At 51.8% G+C, this 17,915-nt stretch carries 16 protein-coding genes; 2 read left to right on the top strand and 14 right to left on the bottom strand.

Annotated features, from left to right (window positions below; genetic code table 11):
* Positions 1 to 5: 5 nt before the first annotated feature.
* The 5 genes from MXMO3_RS11945 to MXMO3_RS11925 form a co-directional block, all read right to left on the bottom strand.
* Positions 6 to 1,124, bottom strand: coding sequence for an ABC transporter ATP-binding protein (locus tag MXMO3_RS11945; RefSeq protein WP_117396025.1), 1,119 nt, complete (start codon positions 1,122 to 1,124; stop codon positions 6 to 8).
* 2 nt (positions 1,125 to 1,126) lie between these two features.
* Positions 1,127 to 1,990 carry a carbohydrate ABC transporter permease gene (locus MXMO3_RS11940; RefSeq protein WP_117396024.1) on the bottom strand — a complete coding sequence of 288 codons (864 nt, stop codon included), beginning with the start codon at positions 1,988 to 1,990 and terminating at the stop codon, positions 1,127 to 1,129.
* 1 nt (position 1,991) lies between these two features.
* Complete coding sequence (locus MXMO3_RS11935) at positions 1,992 to 2,906, bottom strand: carbohydrate ABC transporter permease (RefSeq protein ID WP_117396023.1); 915 nt, start codon at positions 2,904 to 2,906, stop codon at positions 1,992 to 1,994.
* Between the two features lie 100 nt (positions 2,907 to 3,006).
* Positions 3,007 to 4,323 (bottom strand): ABC transporter substrate-binding protein, encoded by a 1,317-nt coding sequence (locus tag MXMO3_RS11930; protein WP_162889245.1) that lies wholly within the window; start codon positions 4,321 to 4,323, stop codon positions 3,007 to 3,009.
* 267 nt (positions 4,324 to 4,590) lie between these two features.
* Positions 4,591 to 5,457 (bottom strand): MurR/RpiR family transcriptional regulator, encoded by an 867-nt coding sequence (locus tag MXMO3_RS11925; RefSeq protein WP_162889244.1) that lies wholly within the window; start codon positions 5,455 to 5,457, stop codon positions 4,591 to 4,593.
* A 381-nt stretch (positions 5,458 to 5,838) separates the two neighbouring features.
* Here MXMO3_RS11925 and MXMO3_RS19065 point away from each other — a divergent pair, with 381 nt between their 5' ends.
* The gene (locus MXMO3_RS19065; protein ID WP_342773344.1) at positions 5,839 to 6,651 is read left to right on the top strand and encodes a RidA family protein; all 813 of its coding nucleotides are present in this window, start codon (positions 5,839 to 5,841) and stop codon (positions 6,649 to 6,651) included.
* A 694-nt stretch (positions 6,652 to 7,345) separates the two neighbouring features.
* Positions 7,346 to 7,747 (top strand): hypothetical protein, encoded by a 402-nt coding sequence (locus MXMO3_RS11915; protein WP_117396020.1) that lies wholly within the window; start codon positions 7,346 to 7,348, stop codon positions 7,745 to 7,747.
* A gap of 512 nt (positions 7,748 to 8,259) precedes the next feature.
* On the opposite strand, the gene MXMO3_RS11910 is transcribed toward MXMO3_RS11915, so the two are convergent.
* From MXMO3_RS11910 to MXMO3_RS11870, 9 genes are all read right to left on the bottom strand, one after another.
* Positions 8,260 to 8,949: a FadR/GntR family transcriptional regulator gene (locus MXMO3_RS11910; protein WP_117396019.1), complete on the bottom strand. Its 690-nt coding sequence runs from the start codon at positions 8,947 to 8,949 to the stop codon at positions 8,260 to 8,262.
* A gap of 6 nt (positions 8,950 to 8,955) precedes the next feature.
* Positions 8,956 to 9,783, bottom strand: a complete 828-nt coding sequence (locus MXMO3_RS11905; protein ID WP_245985738.1) for a sulfite exporter TauE/SafE family protein — start codon at positions 9,781 to 9,783, stop codon at positions 8,956 to 8,958.
* A complete protein-coding gene (locus MXMO3_RS11900) occupies positions 9,780 to 10,532 on the bottom strand; it encodes a DUF1028 domain-containing protein (protein ID WP_117396018.1) in 753 nt (250 codons plus the stop codon). Before MXMO3_RS11900 ends, MXMO3_RS11905 begins: the two co-directional genes overlap by 4 nt.
* An 8-nt stretch (positions 10,533 to 10,540) precedes the next feature.
* Complete coding sequence (locus MXMO3_RS11895) at positions 10,541 to 12,331, bottom strand: gamma-glutamyltransferase family protein (protein WP_117396017.1); 1,791 nt, start codon at positions 12,329 to 12,331, stop codon at positions 10,541 to 10,543.
* Positions 12,332 to 12,343: 12 nt separating this feature from the next.
* Entirely contained in the window at positions 12,344 to 13,234 is an 891-nt protein-coding gene (locus MXMO3_RS11890; RefSeq protein ID WP_117396016.1) for an ABC transporter permease, read from the bottom strand.
* A complete protein-coding gene (locus MXMO3_RS11885; protein WP_117396015.1) occupies positions 13,231 to 14,178 on the bottom strand; it encodes an ABC transporter permease in 948 nt (315 codons plus the stop codon). Before MXMO3_RS11885 ends, MXMO3_RS11890 begins: the two co-directional genes overlap by 4 nt.
* Positions 14,179 to 14,250: 72 nt before the next feature.
* A complete protein-coding gene (locus MXMO3_RS11880; protein ID WP_117396014.1) occupies positions 14,251 to 15,753 on the bottom strand; it encodes an ABC transporter substrate-binding protein in 1,503 nt (500 codons plus the stop codon).
* A complete protein-coding gene (locus tag MXMO3_RS11875; RefSeq protein WP_117396013.1) occupies positions 15,750 to 16,853 on the bottom strand; it encodes an ABC transporter ATP-binding protein in 1,104 nt (367 codons plus the stop codon). The genes MXMO3_RS11880 and MXMO3_RS11875 overlap by 4 nt, the downstream gene beginning before the upstream one ends.
* Positions 16,850 to 17,869 (bottom strand): ABC transporter ATP-binding protein, encoded by a 1,020-nt coding sequence (locus MXMO3_RS11870; RefSeq protein ID WP_117396012.1) that lies wholly within the window; start codon positions 17,867 to 17,869, stop codon positions 16,850 to 16,852. The genes MXMO3_RS11875 and MXMO3_RS11870 overlap by 4 nt, the downstream gene beginning before the upstream one ends.
* Positions 17,870 to 17,915: the final 46 nt, after the last annotated feature.

The raw sequence follows: 17,915 nt of genomic DNA, 5'->3' as shown, positions 1-17,915 counted from the left end.
ACTCTTCAGTCCGCTTTCGACGGAATTCTGATGCCGGCCGCATCGAACACATGCACATAGTCCTTGTCGACCTTCAGTCGTTTTGTGTCGCCTATATTGGGCATGGCGCGCCCGTCATCACGCACGCGTAATTCTTCCCCGCCGGTCAATGATAATGAACATAGATGGTCAGCGCCGGTATATTCGGTTTGAAAAATATGTCCGGTCAGGACATTTTCCGCGTCTTCATTTCGCGCGGTGATCAAATCGGTGGGGCGAAGACCAATAGTGACGGGCTGACCGATTTCTGCGGTCGGCATTGGGTGCGTGGCCAAACTGACCCCGCCATTGAGCAAAACGCTTCGTTTATCCTCAGCCACAAGACCCCGAACAAAGTTCATGGTGGGGCTACCAACAAAGTTAGCCACAAACATATTTGCAGGTTTGTGAAACACTTCCCGCGGTGTCCCGATTTGTTGAACCACACCCCCGTTCAAGACAACAATGCGGTTGGCCATCGTCATGGCTTCCAATTGGTCATGCGTGACATACAAAGTGGCGCGGCCCACGCGTTTGTGCAATGCCATAAGCTGTTGGCGCATGCCATCGCGCAATAGCGCGTCAAGGTTTGACAATGGCTCATCCATCAAAAACGCTACGGGCTCCCGGATAATCGCCCGTGCGAGTGCAACCCGCTGGCGTTGGCCGCCAGAAAGATGTTCAGGCAGCTTGGCGAGCTGAGACTGGATGTCGACAATCTCGGCAACGCGCAGCACCTTTTCTTCAATCTCTTTGGCACTAAATTGCCGACGAAAGCCGGTTTTTAGTGGATAGGCAATGTTTTGCGCGACCGTCATGTGAGGATAAAGCGCATAGTTTTGAAATACCATGGCGACATTTCGATCACGCGGCAGCTTGTAGTTTACCAGCTCACCATCGACATAGATTTCTCCGGCGCTGGGTGCCTCAATGCCGGAAATCAGCTTGAGCAGCGTGCTTTTGCCACAGCCAGAAGGTCCCAGGAGGGCGACAAACTCATTCGCCTCGATTGAAAGCGTCAAATTGTCGACCACGTGCAAGTCTCCGTAAGACTTGTTCACTTCAACAAACTCGATGGCTGCGTTTTCTATATTTGATTGAGTCATTTTTAGCCTTTGAATGCCCCTGCCAGATTTTGAGCGAGGAAGAAACGTTGTAGAAGAACAAACAAGAGCGTGATGGGTACGGCCGCCAGCAAAGCCGCCGCGCTAATCAACCCCCAATCCACTACAAAGTTGGACTGTAGGCCGGATATACCAACCGTAAGCACCTGTTTTCTTTCGTCTTGAATGGCCACAAGCGGCCACAAAAAATTTGTGTATTGCAGCATGAACGTGAAAATCGCATGCACAACTAGACCTGGCTTGATGAGCGGCAAGATGATCCGGAAAAAGATGCCAAACTCGGTTTCTCCATCCAAGCGCGCGGAATGCCCTAAATCGTCTGGCAAAGAGACAATGAAGCTGCGGATCATAAATATGCCCAGCGGGTTCGCCAGTGGTGGCAAAATAAGCGCCCAATAGGTGTTGAGCAGCCCCAAATCGCGCACCAAAAAATAGAGCGGAATGATCAAAGCCGCCACCGGGATAGCAACCGCCATCAACAGCGTTGCTGAGAGCACATTCCGTCCGGTGAAGTGTAGCTTCGCCAAAGCGTAGGCTGCCATGGCATCAATCAGCAATTTGATCAACGTCACCGCCAGGGCAACAATAAGCGTGTTGATGGTCCAAAGGATAAAGGGATGCTCTGTGAGTAATTTCTCATAATTTCCCCAGTATAGGGTATCAGGTAACCAATCAGGCGGATAGCTAAACAGGGACTTTGTGCGTTTAACTGACGTCGAAAGCACGTAAAGAAACGGTACAATTGAAACGATGCAGGCAACAATCAATGTGACATAGGAGGCAACGATAGCACCGGTCGTGGGCTGCAATGCATGTGTCTGCCTTCTGCGTATCCAGCGAAACGTCATATCAATGTCCTTCTTTCAAAAGCGTCATCTGGATCGCTGTCAAAACAAGCACAACGATCACCAGAACAAACGCAAGGGTCGCGCCAAAGCCGGGTTCGTTGAAGGTGAACAGGCTGCGGTAGACGTACCAGGTGGCTGTCGCAGTCGAATTGACCGGTCCACCATCGGTCAACACAAAGACTGAATCAAACAGTTGCAAATTAACGATCGTGGCGAAAATCACAGAGAAGAAGAACGTTGGCTTCATCAATGGCAATGCATGCTGCCAAAATCGGCGAAATGGTCCGGCGCCGTCCAGTTCTGCAGCCTGAAACAGTTCTGTTGGAAGCGAGGTGAGGCCCGCGAAAAACAAAAGTGCCCAGAATCCCAAGCCCTTCCACACTTCGACCATCGCAATTGTGGGGAGTGCTAAGTTTGGGTCACCCAGAAAATTGATTGGCGTGCCGGTGAACACCCGGATCAATAAATTGAGCGCACCAAAGTCCGGATGCAACACAAAGGTCCACATGAGCGCTGCAACGAGCATGGGCTGCAGGGTTGGAAAATAGATAATGGATTTGAACAGGTTTTGACCAAATTTTGCCACGCGCATGGACAGTGCAACCACCATCGCCAAAACAAAGACCACGGGAATAGCGATGAAGGAATAGACGATTGTGTTCTTTATCGACTTTAGGACCAGCGGGTCTATGAAGGTGCGGTGCCAGTTTTCGAGCCCAACGAATTTCATTGGCGACATCACCCCGCCGGAGTGGAAGGTTTGCCAAAAAAGCACAACAATAGGGATGAGCAGGAAACCCGCAAAAAACACCAGATTGGGGGCTAGAAATGCAAACGCAATCAGGTTCTGTCGTCGCTTGAACCTTCTTTTTAATATCCGATGTTCCTCGGCACTAAGCTTTTGATTTTTTGACATGTTCTTATTCCGGTTGCGGTCTCCATGCCGCTGTCGTCAGGAATTGAGGGTGCAATGAAATGGCTGCGGGGCACTGACCAACCCCGCAGCACATCGGCAATCACCCAACAATATTGTCGATAATCGCGCACATCTGCTGGATGGTTTGTTCACCCGTCAGATTGCCGCGATAGGCATCTTCCGCAACTGGCCAAATCGACTGCAGCACTTTGAGAATCTGCGGATGTGGCTGAATGCCCTTAACCCGTGGCACAAAGTCCATTTGAATTTTACGCATCGCCGGATTGTCTTGATAAAGGCTCGCAACAATATCTTCCCGCACAACCTGCAGATTTACTTGTTCTGCAAACCGTCCGACTTGTGGTCCTGACGCCCAGTGCTTGATAAAGGCCCAGGCTTCATCCTTGTTCTGGCTCGCCTCTGCAATGGACAAAATGCCGAAATTGCCCATGACGGTTTGTCCCTCGGGCCCAGGTGGTGCCATCGCAACATCCCAATCAAAGTTGGGTGGGTTTGCCAGCAGCTCGTTAATCTGCGGTGTTTCGCCATGCAGAATGGCAATCTTGCCGGCTTTAAACAAATCGAACAACTCTTGGGTGCCCATTGACCCAACTGCTGGTGTCACACCTGCTTGATGCAGATCGATGAGCAATTGCGTGGCATCTTCCGCCCCCTGCAATCCGCACCCAGTCCAATCCTCGTTTAACAGGTCTGCACCAGCATTGTGTACATAGGGCAACCAATCCCAAAATGCGAAATCCGACGTGCGTGTTCTTGCGGCAAAGCCGTAGACATCGCCTTTGGTGGCCTTTTTGGCGGCAGCCATCATATCCTGATAAGAATTTTGCCATGTGTCGCCAACGCCTGCCTCTTCCAGCAAGTCCGTGTTCACAAAGATATTATAAACTGCGCCGAGCACAGGCACGCCCCACACTTTGCCATCAGATACTGCTAAATCCCAAGCAAATGGCGCGATGGCAAATCGTTCATCTTCCCAGTCCGGGTCGCTCGCATAGCCTGCCATGTCGTGCAGTGCACCGTTGGCTGCATAGTTTGGATAAACAAGATCCACAAGATACAGCACATCCGCCGGGTTGCCGCTTGCAAAGCCGGTTGTGAGCTCGGCATTCATATTTGCCCAATTGTAGGTGGTGAAATTCACATCTACATTTGGCGCCTTTGCCTTGAAATCCTCAATGATCATCTGCTCAAAGCGATGCTCATCTGCGGAGTGGGGCCCCTTGATCATTGTGATTTCGCCGGAAAGCTCCTGTGCGTGGGCTGCGCTCCCTGCAATCAAGGCTGCGCCGACCATTCCCAACATAAAGGTGCGTGGCATGGTGCCTGCTTGGTCCACCCAGCGATTAATGCCAACCCCTTCAGCCCGGTTTCGAGCATGTTTTATCTCTGAATTCATCATCTTCCTCCCATTTGATCGCCCGTTTAGCTAAGCTTGAGAGATCAATAGTCCGACTAAATCCGACAAACGTAGTTAAACAACGCATTGTTTTACTACTACAGAATTTAGCTATCCGCAATAGGCAAAAATTGATCAAAGCTGGCACTGGTGATGTGCCGAGCTGGATTTTGGGCGTCTCAGGGCCGGTGAATTGTCAAATCATAGCGGGTAAAAGTCCCGCCAAATATTTGAAAAATATAGCAAACGAGATTGGAAGGGGCGACGTCAGTTGCGAACAGAGGCAATGGCCAGTTCAATGCAATCCAACAAAAATAGCTCAGCATATTTGTTGCTGTGAATATGATTTTGCTCGTCTAAAAAGATGCTCGGATCGAACGGTACAAACAAATCCGCAACAGAAGCCAAAGGACTTCCGTGCGGTACGATTGCGCAAATGCAGACCTTGTTTTCTTTTGCCTGCATCACTCCTTCGAGCGCGTAGTGCTGATCTTTCTCCATGGAGAAATACAAAAGCAAATCGCCCTTGGACGCTTCCCTTGCAAGAGCATCCTGATCCAAGCGGCCTTGAGTGCACCTGGATGCAATGCCAAGCCGGAAAAAGCGAGCTTCAGCCTCGGTCGCAAGGCCAAGGGCGCGACTGTCCGTGGGCATGCAAAATATGCGGCGCGCCGCATTAATCTGTGTGGCAAGTTCCGATAATAATTTGTCGTTCAGTGGATTGGCGGCTTGTCGCAATGCCTGAAACGCATAGCTATGAACCAGTTGTGCAAACGAGGTTTGACTATCTTTTCCCGCATCGTCTGCCAGATCCAGCATTTCTCCCACAACCAGATCCTGGGCGAGCTTCAGCTTGAAGGCTGCAAAGCCCTGCAACTCCATCTTGCGGCAAAGCCGCATAACGGTGGGCTCGCTAACTTTTGCGCGAATTGCGAGTTGTTTAATGGGGTTGTTGATCACCCATTGAGGATCATTCAAAATGATTTGCGCAACATTTTGCTCTGCCCGGTGCAGCTTGGGCAAGAGCTGACGCAAATGCTCTAAAATATCGGAGCTTTCCCTTAGCGGTGCGCCGCGCAAAATCTCGGTGCGTCGATCCTTCAGCGTACCCTGATTTTTTGGAAGATCACTCACGCAAGCACCCCACTTTCGATCATTTTCGGCCCAGTCTTGCCACACCAACGCACAGTTTCACGGAGGTCGCGCCAACAACCCATTCGCCTACATAGCAGAAAATTGCGTTATTTTGCTACGCTTTTTAGGCATCAATTTTGGTTTTCGACACGCAATTATCATCATTTAGCAAAATTTTGCAGTTGACGTTGTAAAACTACTTCTATTTAGTTCTCATACTCGAAGATTGTTTTGGTGAGTGTGCGGTGGTTGAAATCAGCCTATTTGCGCCACGCTTTGCCAGAGTCCATGGGGGGAGAAATGCAAAAAGCCGTCAATCCATTCAATATAGCTGACGCGGATCGATTTGAAATCTGGGAAATGCTGGTAAGACGCGACATTATGGCCTTTGCAGCGCAAGATTGGAGCGCGCATGAGGCGGACTTCATTAGCGAAGAGTTTTTCGGCGTTAACAGCGGGAACTCTGGCAATCCTGATTCCTGGAGCGCCGCCTTTGGTGAGTTAAGTGCCTATGCGGCAGAATGGGTGGCGTTTGCACAACAAACTGCCGAAACAGAATATGCCGAAGACCCCGTGCAGGCACATTTTCGTGCCACCACTTTGCGGGACATCGAAATCAATGGTTCTTTTGCAGTGGCACACAAAAAATTTGACGGTACGATCGCCCTGGCCGATGGTGGCGTCGAGATTTTGAACTGGCAGACGATTTATTTTTGCAAAAAGCGCAAAGGCCGCTGGTTCATTTCCGGGTTTATTGGGTACCTGCCCAATCCAATGGGCTCGAGCCCTGACGGTATTGATTCATTCTTGCGAGGGCAACAGACCATTGCTTCCCGTCGCCTTACCAGTCGCGACACCACATCGACACGACGGTCTAGCACCGCAAGTCAGGTCAGGTCCATCATAAGCAATTTAGCGCCAACAAGTACAACAGATTTCAAGACGATGGCGGCGCAAGCGCTGAATGACTGCGAGCTTCAACTTAAAGAACAAAAATGTGAACTCAATGATGTGTTCAGAATAACCGTCATAGTTTCGCAAATTGAGGATGCAATTCCATTCCAAACTATATTCGATGAGGCATGGCCGACCTCACAACCCACCATTTCCATTAGTGAAGCAAGATTGCCCAAAGACGCAAAAGTGCAAATTGAAATGTGGATTAATTCGCCACGCCCTGATCCAGTTGGGTGAATCTGCATTCAGCTTAGCTAAACATCGACCGTTCCGGTCGGTCGTTGCAAGGAAAGGTGTTTACGCGTTGCGGATCGCTTCACCCGTCGAAAAGTAGGCAACGCAATAGAGCTATGATAGATGCCGATTCAAAAACACATCGCTCATATCTGTTTGGACACGAGGGTTTTGGGATCATAATTAGGCGAACTGATATATCAATAGTCGCGCTGTCTGAATTGCGTGGCCATTTATGGTGAACGGCGTTCGGTACTACGCTCGGTTTCGCTAAGGTAATTCATTGTAAGAAAAATCATGGATGTCTTGTCAGCAGTTTGTAAGACTGAATAATTGTTCACTGAAACCCAAAACTTGATTTTAGGATTTCGATTACTGACTGGGAATGGATTAAATAACTTGAGCAGCGAATGATTGCTTCGGACCGATAAAACCGTTTTCCTATCCTGAAAGCTTCACGCCAGATTTTCGACTCTATTCTTCCATTGTTCCTATGCTGCATGGCAGTGAAGTCCGGTGTAGAAGGGACCATAGCTGTTTCTACGTCGCTATCGCTCAAATGCGATTTGGCCGGTTTGTGTGCAATCGAGCAAATTCTTCGACACTTGAGCTGCATCAAAATTGACACTCATACTTGGTGTTACATTGGGCGCAATCTCGACCATTCCACAAAGGCTTTATGGCTAAGGGGTAGATGATGATACGGTTGGCACTGACCACTCTTCTTGTTCTTGCAACAATATTCGTAGTACCGATTGTTGTTTACGGGCTTTTTTCGTCGGTTAGTGGACTGGAGCCTCCTGGAGAGTCTCCATTGTTGTTTTTGTTAGGTGTGTTTGTTTCCAAAGCGGGTACCGCACTTGCATTTGTCTGGATTTATTATGTTGCACGAGAATCCTTCGAGGGGCGCTGGCCCCTTTACGCCGCGATCTGGATGACGATGTTCGGGTTTGGAGAGGTTGGTCAGGCGATCGGACCAGACTATTCATGGCAGGAGGCAGTCGCCGGAATGATCTCTGAAATGATTTACTTTTCTGCGTCGGCCTACATCGTAAATAAGCTTATCGGTGCGAAGACGGCAACGATGACAAAAACATGAAACATCGTCTTTAGTGGCCATAAGCTGGTGGATATCAATTAATGGCGTGCCTCATTTTGGCAAGACAATTATGCCTGTTCTGTCCGCACAACCGTCATGTCACCCCAATGCCCGAAAAAGGAATAGGTCGTCTATTTAGGTCCCAGACCCCAAAAAAACCAGCCCACGCCAGCTAAAGACGAAAGAGTGCAATTGATCGGTGACAAGATTTATTGTCGCGCCAAGTTGCAGTTGTCGTGCCAACCTTGTTGCCGCTCGTGACCAAAGGAGAAGTTATCTTAAAGCAGACTGGGTCAGTTGCCATGGGAACAATTTTGACGGTGGTGATGGTGGTACGCCCTTGATCCATGGCATATATACCCCGGCAATCATCAAATTCATTCGGGAACTAAAAGTGGCCAACGGTGTCAAGTTTAGAACACACAATATGTGACCGTTAGAGACAAGCAAAAAGGGGGCTAGATGGCCCTTGATCACGAAAAGGGAAATGCACCTATTCAGAACAAAAAGCTCTAATCATACCAGCGGTCGCGCAACATGGTATTTGACACATGAACCAGATGCTTGCGCATGGAAAGCGCGGCGGCGCGCGGGTCATTGGCGCTGATCGCGTTTAGAATGTCGTTATGCTCAACGCCGAGTTCAGCAATGGTTTCTTCTGAATAGGTGGACGCGCGGCGTTCGGTCCAGCCAGCTTGTTGGCGCACGGCGCGAATTTCTTCGTATATGGCAAGGAAAAGCGGGTTCTTCGCCATCTGGGCAATCTTATAATGGAAGATATCGTCCGCGCGCTCATATTGATCTGTCGAACGGGCATTTGTTGTTGCCTCAGCAAAGCCCTGCAATTGCCTTAAATCATCGCCGGTCGCGCGTTCTGCGGTCAGTGCCGCGAGGGCTGGCTCCACTTCCAAACGAACTTCCATAACTTCGCGCGGGGTCACTGTAGACGCCAATTGCTGCACGCGAGGTTGATTGGGCAATGGCGGCGGAAGCAAGAACGTGCCTTGCCCTTGGCGGCGAAAAATCACGCCATCTTGCTCCAACAAATCAAGCACACGCCGCAACTTGGTGCGCGAAACATCTAATCGCTTGGCGAGCTCTCGCTCTGCGATTAAACGTCCGTCTTTTAAAAAAACACCAGATATCAAACCTTCACGCAAGCTTTGCTCGATATCTGCGTAGTTCTCTTGTGTGCTTGTCATATTGCCTCAAAGTAAGTCCATCACCATGCGGATTGCAGTTAGCATTAAAAATGCACCAAATGCCAGCCTTAGGGCACGACGCGGGATAGTGTGCGCCAATTTTGCGCCCAAGGGCGCGAAAATAGTGGTGAGGGGAATAATCGCAGCAGCGGCCAATAAATTGATATAGCCGAATGAAAATGGCGGACGACCTTCAACGCCCAATCCGGTGAAGGCATAAACGATCGCCCCCGGCACAGCGATCACAAAGCCTATGGCCGCAGCTGTGCCCACTGCCTTGCGGATATCATAGCCCAGAAAATTGAAAATCGGCACACACACCGTGCCCCCGCCAATCCCCATCATTGCAGAGATTGCCCCAGCAATCGTGCCCATAATCATCCAGATATAGCCCGGGAAGGAACGAGGTTCGGGCGCATCACTGCCTTTGCGCAAAATCATATCGAGCGCCACCAAAAAGGCTGTGACCACAAAGACAAGGATCATCAATTGCCCATCAGCATAGCCGCCCAAAAAGCCGCCAAGCACCACACCCACCATGATGGAGGGCGCCCAATAACGCAAAATCTGCCAATCAATTGCACCGCGCTTTTGGTGCGCGCGGGCAGAGGAAAGGGCGGTAAAAATGATGGTGGCCAATGAGGTGCCGACCGCCACTTTAATCGTGAGGGCAGGGTCCATGCCTGTTGAGCCCAGCGCGATATAAAGGGCAGGCACGATCACAATGCCGCCACCAACGCCAAGCAATCCGGCCAAAATGCCGCCCGCCACGCCAGCGCCCATCGACACAAGCAAAATCTGCATCAAAGCCGCAGGTTCCATACCCGCAATCATGCTAAGGGCTCCGATGCGTGGGACTTGCTGGCAATGCCAAGCCGCTCGCGTTCCGCATCCGCGTCAATAATCTTCTGGTCCAGATCATCGCGGGTCGGCACGCCGCTAAATTGATCGTTTGTGGGCAAATAATCGGCAATGAGCAGATAACGCTCACCCGCCACTGCCAAAAGGCGGCGCAGTTCAGCGAGGGGATCGGCGTGGTCATCTGCGCGAAGGTCTAGCCAGGCATAATCTTCACCGCGATGAATAACGAGCCCTGCAGATTGACGGCCGCGCTTGTCGCCGCCAGCTTTTTCGCCAGCTTCCATGGCAAAGATCAACCGTTCGGCAAACGGCATGTCAAGATTTTCACGATAGGCGCGGGCGGTTTCGGCAACGACCTCAGGACCTGCCAGCATGTTGCCAGCCACCGAATAGCCATCACCCAATTCATGGCCTGCCCAGTCGATGCAATCTTTGCCCGTATAAGCGGCTACATTTCCTTGCTTGTCGATCATATGTGCCTGTCGGCTGGCGCGCCCGGCATCGCGTTCCACCATCTGATCCAAAACAGATTGAGCACTGGCCCCGGTCTCCAAAAGCTTGCGACCTTGTGTGCCCCAAATGGGGTTCAACCAAGCTTGCGATGCGATGGCATAATCTGCACTGACATGCGGCACCGCTGCACCTGCCGCGAAAAAACGGCTCGCAACGATGAGGCCAACCCAACCCGTTTTGGGGTCTTTAGCAACGATTGAATAGGTCATAAATCCTCCTATCGGCCCACAGCATAGGCTTGCATCAAACGCGGCGTCGCCCCGGCCCGCAACTGACCATCTTTATCGCGGATGGCGGCTGTTAAACGGCCAACCGTCATTGGGTCAGCCACTGTGACTTTGTGTCCCCGGGCACGCAAAGCGTCGATAACGCCATCGCCAAAACTTGGCTCAACGGTGATTTCGCCTGGGCGTGCGGCCCGTGGGTAAAATGAGCCTTGGAAATGCTCTGTGTGAAACAAAGACGCGTCCATACCTTGCTGCAACCCAAAGCCATGATGCACATGGCGCAAAAACCATATTAGTTGCCATTGGTCTTGCTGATCGCCACCGGGGGTGCCGAAGGCAATTTTCTGACCATCTTTCTCAGCGAAGGACGGGGTGAGGGTGGTGCGAGGACGGGCTCCCGGCTTCAGCGAGGTGGGCAATCCCTCTTCCAGCCAGAACATTTGTGCCCGTGAGCCAAGTGGGAAGCCCAAACCGGGCACCACTGGGTTAGATTGTAGCCAGCCGCCAGACGGGGTAGCGGCCACCATGTTCCCCCAACGGTCAATCACGTCGAGATGAACTGTATCGCCGCGCTTTTCTGTGAGGTGAGACATGGTGGGCTCGCCTGCGCTCAGCCCTCTTGTTGCTTCAAAGTCTTTTTCAGCCCGCGCAATTGCTGCGTCGGCCAGATGCTCAAGCCCCGGCAATCGGCCAGGTCGCTGCTCCATATTGGCTTTATCGCTGATTAGTTTACGCCGTCCGGCCGCATATTCCTCAGACAAAAGCTGCGCCATTGGCACATCAAAAAAGGCCGGGTCGCCATAATAGGCTTCGCGGTCAGCATAGGCGAGCTTCATCGCCTCAACCACTGTGTGGACAAATTCATCGCCCAATGGGTCCATGGCCGCAAGGTCAAAGCCTTCCAGAATTTTCAATGTCTGCAACAGCACAGGGCCTTGCGACCAGCTTTGCGTTTTGCTGATGGTCCAGCCGTGATAAGTGGCGCTCAATGGCTCTTCCCAAGTGGCGCGCCAATCGGACATATCTTTTGGCGACAACACCGCGCCGTGCTCTTTTTCCGATACGTCCATGACTTTTCGATCTTTGAGATAGTCGAAAATGGCATCCGCTACGAACCCTTCGCGCCAGAGGGCACGGACTTTATCGATCACGGCCACGCGGTCACCAGCGTCCGCGCTATCGTCTACCAAGCGTTGATAGGTTGCACCAAGGGCCGGGTTTTTAAACAAAGACCATTCTTCAGGTGCGCTGCCATCTGGCATCCAGGTTTCAGCACTTGTTGGCCAATGTTCCTTGAAATAGGAGCCAAGGCTCTCAATTGTTTTAGACACGCGCGGCAAAACAGGGTGCCCATCGCGTGCATATTGAATGGCAGGTTCCATCACCTCAGCAAGCGACATGGTGCCGTGATCGCGCAGCATCAGCATCCAACCATCAAATGCACCGGGCACCACAAGCGCCAAGAAACCTGACCCGGGGATCAGTTCCAATCCAAGATTTTTGTAGTGCTCAATGGTGGCGGCTTCTGGCGCCACGCCTTGGGCGCAAAGCACCTTGGTTTCATTGGTGTCACCTAAATGGATAATGGCGGGAAGATCGCCAGCGGGACCGTTAAGGTGTGGTTCTACCACTTGCAGCACAAGGCCAGCGGCCACCGCTGCGTCAAAAGCATTGCCGCCGAGCTCTAAAATCCGCATGCCTGCGGCAGACGCGATCCAGTGTGTGGATGTAACCACCCCAAAGGTGCCGCGAATATCCGGGCGCGTGGTAAACTCAGACATAAAAACTCCTCTTTATTCGGATCGCGGATCAAGCGCGTCACGCAGGCCATCGCCCAAAAGGTTGAAGCCCAAAACAACAAGAAAAATGGTGAGACCCGGCCAAAGTGCCATCCATGGCGCCTGGCTCAGAAAATTCTTCGCCACATTGAGCATGGATCCCCAAGAGGGCGATGGGGGCTGCTGCCCTAAACCCAAGAAACTCAACGAAGCTTCAGCGATGATGGCCGTGGCCACGGTTAGCGTGGCCTGCACCAAAATCGGTGGCAGCACATTAGGCAAAATATAACGCACCAAAATTTTGGGCGTTGAAAGGCCAACGGCGCGTGCGCTTTCCACATAATCTTCCGCCGCCACATTCAAAACCTGGCCGCGGGTGATGCGGATAAAGATTGGCGTGGCGGCAACACCAATTGCAATCATGGCATTGGTCAGCGATGGCCCCAAAAAGGCGGCCAAGGCAATCGCCAAAATCAGAAATGGCATGGCCAAAAGTGCTTCAGTGCACCGAGAAATAATGGCATCGGTCCATTTGCCGAAATAGCCAGCCAGAATGCCAATCGGCACGCCTAGCCCAACCGCAATCGCAACCGACACAACCCCCGCCAGCAGCGATGCTTGCGCGCCCCAAATCATGCGGGAAAGCAGATCGCGGCCAATTTCGTCCGTGCCCAGCCAATGCGCGGCAGAGGGTGGTTTGCGCACCGCCCCCCAATCTGTTGCAGTGGGATCTTGGATTGGCAGCAGCGGCGCCAATGCGGCCAACACAATAAAGGCGATGACAATGGCTGCACCAAATAGACCGATAGGGTGCGCTTTGAATTTTTTCCACGCGCGACTTTCTGGCTTTTTCGCCAAAATCGCATCAGAATCTTGGGACAAGGGCGTTGCTTGCAACTGGGTCATGCGCGTGTCCTTAGTCTTGGATTGAGCAGCATATAGGCCATATCGGCCATAAGGTTCATAAAGATGAAGCCGAAAGCGGTGATCAACACCACGCCTTGCACCACCGCATAATCACGGTTGAACACGGCATCGACAATCAGCTTGCCAAAGCCTGGAATGGTGAAGATTTGCTCGGTCAAAACCGCGCCTGCCACCAGCTCACCAAACAAAAGCGCCACCAGCGTCACGATTGGTGTTAGCGCGTTGCGGAAAGCGTGTTTGAGAATGACCTTATTTTCATAAAGGCCTTTTGAGCGCGCAGTGCGCACATAATCCTGACGCAACACTTCGAGCATGGAAGAGCGTGTGTGACGCATCAATGCTGCCGCCAAAGCAGTGCCCAGCACAAAGGCGGGCATCAACATGGTGCGCAATGATTGCCACAGATCTTCGGTTGGGGGCACATAGCCAGAAGCTGGCAAGAGCTTCCAATTCACGGAAACCAGCAAAATCAGCATGATGCCCAACCAGAAATTCGGAATGGAAAGGCCAGACAGGGCCACTACATTGGCGGTGAAGTCCGTGAATGTGCCTTTTTTGACCGCGGAAATAATGCCAGCGGGAATGCCAATGATAATGGCAAAAAACAAGGACATGGCGGCCAATTGCAGGGTGACAGGTAGCTTTTCAGCAATCAGGCTCAACACCGGTTGTCCGGTGCGAATGGAGGAGCCGAAGTCCCCTTGCACAATGCCGCTAATCCACGTCCAATATTGCACGGGCAGCGGATCATTGAGGCGATAAATTTCGCGCAAACGGGCCAGCGTTTCTGGATCGCGATCTTCCCCTGCCATCGCCAATACCGGGTCGCCCGGCAAAAGTTTTTGCAGCAAAAACACAAAGACCGAAATCAAAATGATCGTCGGGATAGCCACCAAAAGGCGGCGAAGAAAAAAGGTTAGCATTAGCTCAATCCAGTTTCACCCTTGCTCAACAATCGTGAAGGGATGGGGGCGCGTGCGCCCCCATGAGGGAGTTTAGTTTTCGAGGGATACGCCTTCCAAACGCAACATGCCGTCTGGATAAAGGGTTAGGCCTTGCACCTTCTCGTCAATGCCATAGAGCCAGCCAAGGTGGTACAAATAGATCAGAGGGCGATCTTGAGCCACAATGCCCATGGCCTCTTGGTAAAGTGCAGCACGTTCTTGAGGGTTAGAAATTGTGCGTGCACTATTGAGCAATTCGTCGATTTTTTCATTCGAGTAATTGCCATCGTTGAACCCGGCACCCGTGGTCACAAAACCATGGATGTTACCGTCCGGGTCAATGCGGCCAGACCACCCAATTTGAGTAATTTGGAAATCACCCGCATCAGCGTCTGAAAGCAGAGTTGCAAATTCTTTAGCAATGATTTCAACCTCAAATCCGGCTTCTGAAACCATTGATTGGATCACCTGAACCAACTGCAATGTCACTGGTGTGTTTGGCACCTGCAGTTGCACTTTAACAGGAGTTTCTACCCCGGCCTCAGCCAGAAGCGCTTTCGATTTTTCGATGTCGCGCTGAATAACTGGATAGTCAGGATTGAAATAAGGGCTGTTTGGTGTGTAAGGCTGGCTCGCTGGCTTGAACAAGCCATTAAACACCACCTGATTGATCGCTTCGCGATCGATCGCCAAATCAAACGCCTCACGCACCTTGGCATTTTGCCCAAGCGGGTTTTGCGCCATATCACCATTATTGAGGTTGAAGGTTAGCCCTTGATAGCCAAGGCCAGTGATGTTGGCAAAGCGCAAACCATCGGTTGATTCAACGGTTTCCGCATCTGTGGCTGCCAGCTGGTTCACAATGTGAATATCACCAGATTGCAGGTTCGCCAAGCGCACAGTGCTATCTGGAATGATGACATAGCTTACACCATCCAATTGGATGGCATCGGCATTCCAATAGCCATCATATTTTTCCAGCTCAATCTTGTCTTGCGCGCTGCGGCTGACAAATTTGAATGGACCAGAGCACACTGGATTGTTGGCATAATCTGCTGACAAAGCAGAAGGCGCCATCATCATGCCGGAACGGTCTGCCAGTTGCGCCATCAAAGGTGCATCTGGGTTGGACAAGTTGAATTGCACCGTCAATTCATCAACAACGTCCACGCTTTCAATGCTGGTCAGTTCTGATTTACGCACGCTCTCTTCAAATGTTTTCGAGCGTTCAATATTGGCTTTCACAGCTTCGGCGTTGAATGGAGTGCCATCGTGGAAGGTTACACCCTCACGCAAATTCAACGTCAGTGTTTTGCCATCTTCAGATGTGCTCCACTCTGTTGCCAATTGCGGCACAATTTCCAAATCCGGTGTGATGTCCACCAATTTGTCACACATAGATGTGAACACAATGCGCCCCACAAATGTGCGGGATTTATCTGGGTCAAGAGCATCCGGGTCGCTTTCCAGCCCGATTTTCAGGCTGGCGGCGCTAGCCGTCATGGCGGTCGCACTCAGCAAAGCCGCCATAAAAGTTGTTTTTAGCAAGTTCATTTTTCCTCCTCAGAAACGGACTTTTCTAGGTCTGTCGTTTTGGAAACTGCCGCGCGGAAAAGTCCAAAACGTCGAGCAGCGATTTCAGAAATTGGGTGTTCTGTTGTGTCTTTTTTTGTGTCTTGCGCCGCGATGTCTTCATAGAAATGGCAAGCCACTGAATGCCCTTCGCTCACCGTTCTCAGCAGCGGTTCATCGCTGGCGCATTTTGCTTGTGCAAAGGGGCATCTTGTGCGGAACCGGCACCCGGAAGGGGGATCAATGGGCGAGGGGATTTCGCCCTCAAGCGCAATTGGTGCTTCGCGCTCGCCGACATAGGCTTCAGGCACAGCACTCATCAAAGCCTTGGTGTATGGGTGCTGAGCATTGGCCACAACATCGTCGGCTCGTCCCAACTCCACGACCTTGCCAAGATACATCACTGCGATGCGGTCACTCATATGTCGGACAACGGCCAAATCGTGCGCAATGACAATCAAGGTCAGCCCCAATTGGGCCTTCAAATCGCCCAGCAAATTGATCACTTGGGCCTGCACGCTCACATCGAGCGCAGAAACGGGTTCGTCGCCCACCAAAATTTCCGGTTGCGCCGCAAGCGCCCGGGCAATGCCAATGCGCTGGCGCTGGCCGCCTGAAAATTCGTGCGGATAGCGATCCATATATTCGGCGCGCAAGCCCACTTGCTCGAGCAATCGAGCCACTTCTGCACGCCGATCTTGCGGGGCAATATCAGGCCGGTGAATTTCCATCGGCTCGGCGATCAGAGCAGCAACGTTCATGCGCGGATTGAGAGATGAGAAAGGGTCTTGGAAAATAAACTGAATTTTGCCCCGCAGCTTCGTCAGCTCTTTGCCTTTCAGCCGAGCAACAGCTTGCCCATCAATCAACACATCGCCACCGGTTGGCGCCAAAAGGCGCGTCAATAACCGCGCTAAAGTTGATTTACCGCAGCCGCTTTCGCCCACGATGGAAAAAGTCTCACCTTTTTCAATGGCCAGATCGACACCGCTTACCGCTTTCACCCGTTTTTTAGGGGCGAATAATGCCGTTTCGACGCCAAATTCCTTCACCAATTGCTTGGCTTCAACAATCACGCTCATGCTACGGCCTCCGCACCATTTTCAATTGGCGCATGGTGACAGGCCACCAAATGCTGATCCGCAATTTCGCGCTCTTCAGGTGTTTCCAAACAGGCGGGCGTTGCAAACGGGCAGCGCGTGGCAAAACGGCAGCCCATCGGCATTGAATTTGGTGCTGGCACGCGGCCGGGGATCACCGTCAACCGTTCCCGAGGCCCTGAAATGCGGGGCACCGACGCCATTAAACCAATCGTATATGGGTGTTGTGGGTTGTTGAAAATCTCATTAACAGTGCCACGCTCCACGACGCGCCCTGCATACATGACCGCCACTGTGGTCGCGACGCGTGCTACAACACCCAGATCGTGGGTAATCAACATCATGCCCATATTGCGCGCACGTTGCAGGTCTGCCACCAGGTCCAAAATTTGGGATTGCACGGTCACATCGAGCGCGGTGGTCGGCTCGTCCGCAATCACCAGGGCCGGTTCATTCACCAAGGCCATTGCGATCATTACACGTTGGCGCATGCCCCCGGACAATTGGTGCGGATAATCGTTTAAACGGCTTTCAGGGTCCGGAATACCAACCTGTTTTAAAATGTTCAGCGCCTGTGCCCGCCCATCGCCATCATTGTGGCGCTGCCAGCATTCGGCAATTTGGTCACTAATTCGAAAAGCAGGGTTTAAAGAGGACATGGGCTCTTGGAAAATCATGGTGAGCCGATTGCCGCGCAAATCACGCAAGGCATCCAAGTCCGTTAGCGCAATCTCTTGACCTTCAAAAACCATTTTGCCCTGCAAACGCTTGGTCAAAACAGGCGCCAACAGGCCCATAAGCGACAAGGCAGTCAGGCTTTTGCCGCAGCCACTTTCCCCAACAATGCACAAGGTTTCTCCGCGCTCCACGGAAAAATTGACACCATCAACAAAGGCTTCATCCGACCCCGGCAATGACAGCGATAAGTCACGAACAGACAGCAAACTGGATGCGTGGTTCGACACGGTTTTCCTTCCCCCCAATGCGCTCTCACGCATCTGACCAATTTCTAAACCAATATATGATTGGTACTGATAATGGTTT

Source organism: Maritalea myrionectae (assembly GCF_003433515.1).
Lineage (GTDB): Bacteria > Pseudomonadota > Alphaproteobacteria > Rhizobiales > Devosiaceae > Maritalea > Maritalea myrionectae.
This window is presented reverse-complemented; position numbering and strand designations above follow the sequence as displayed.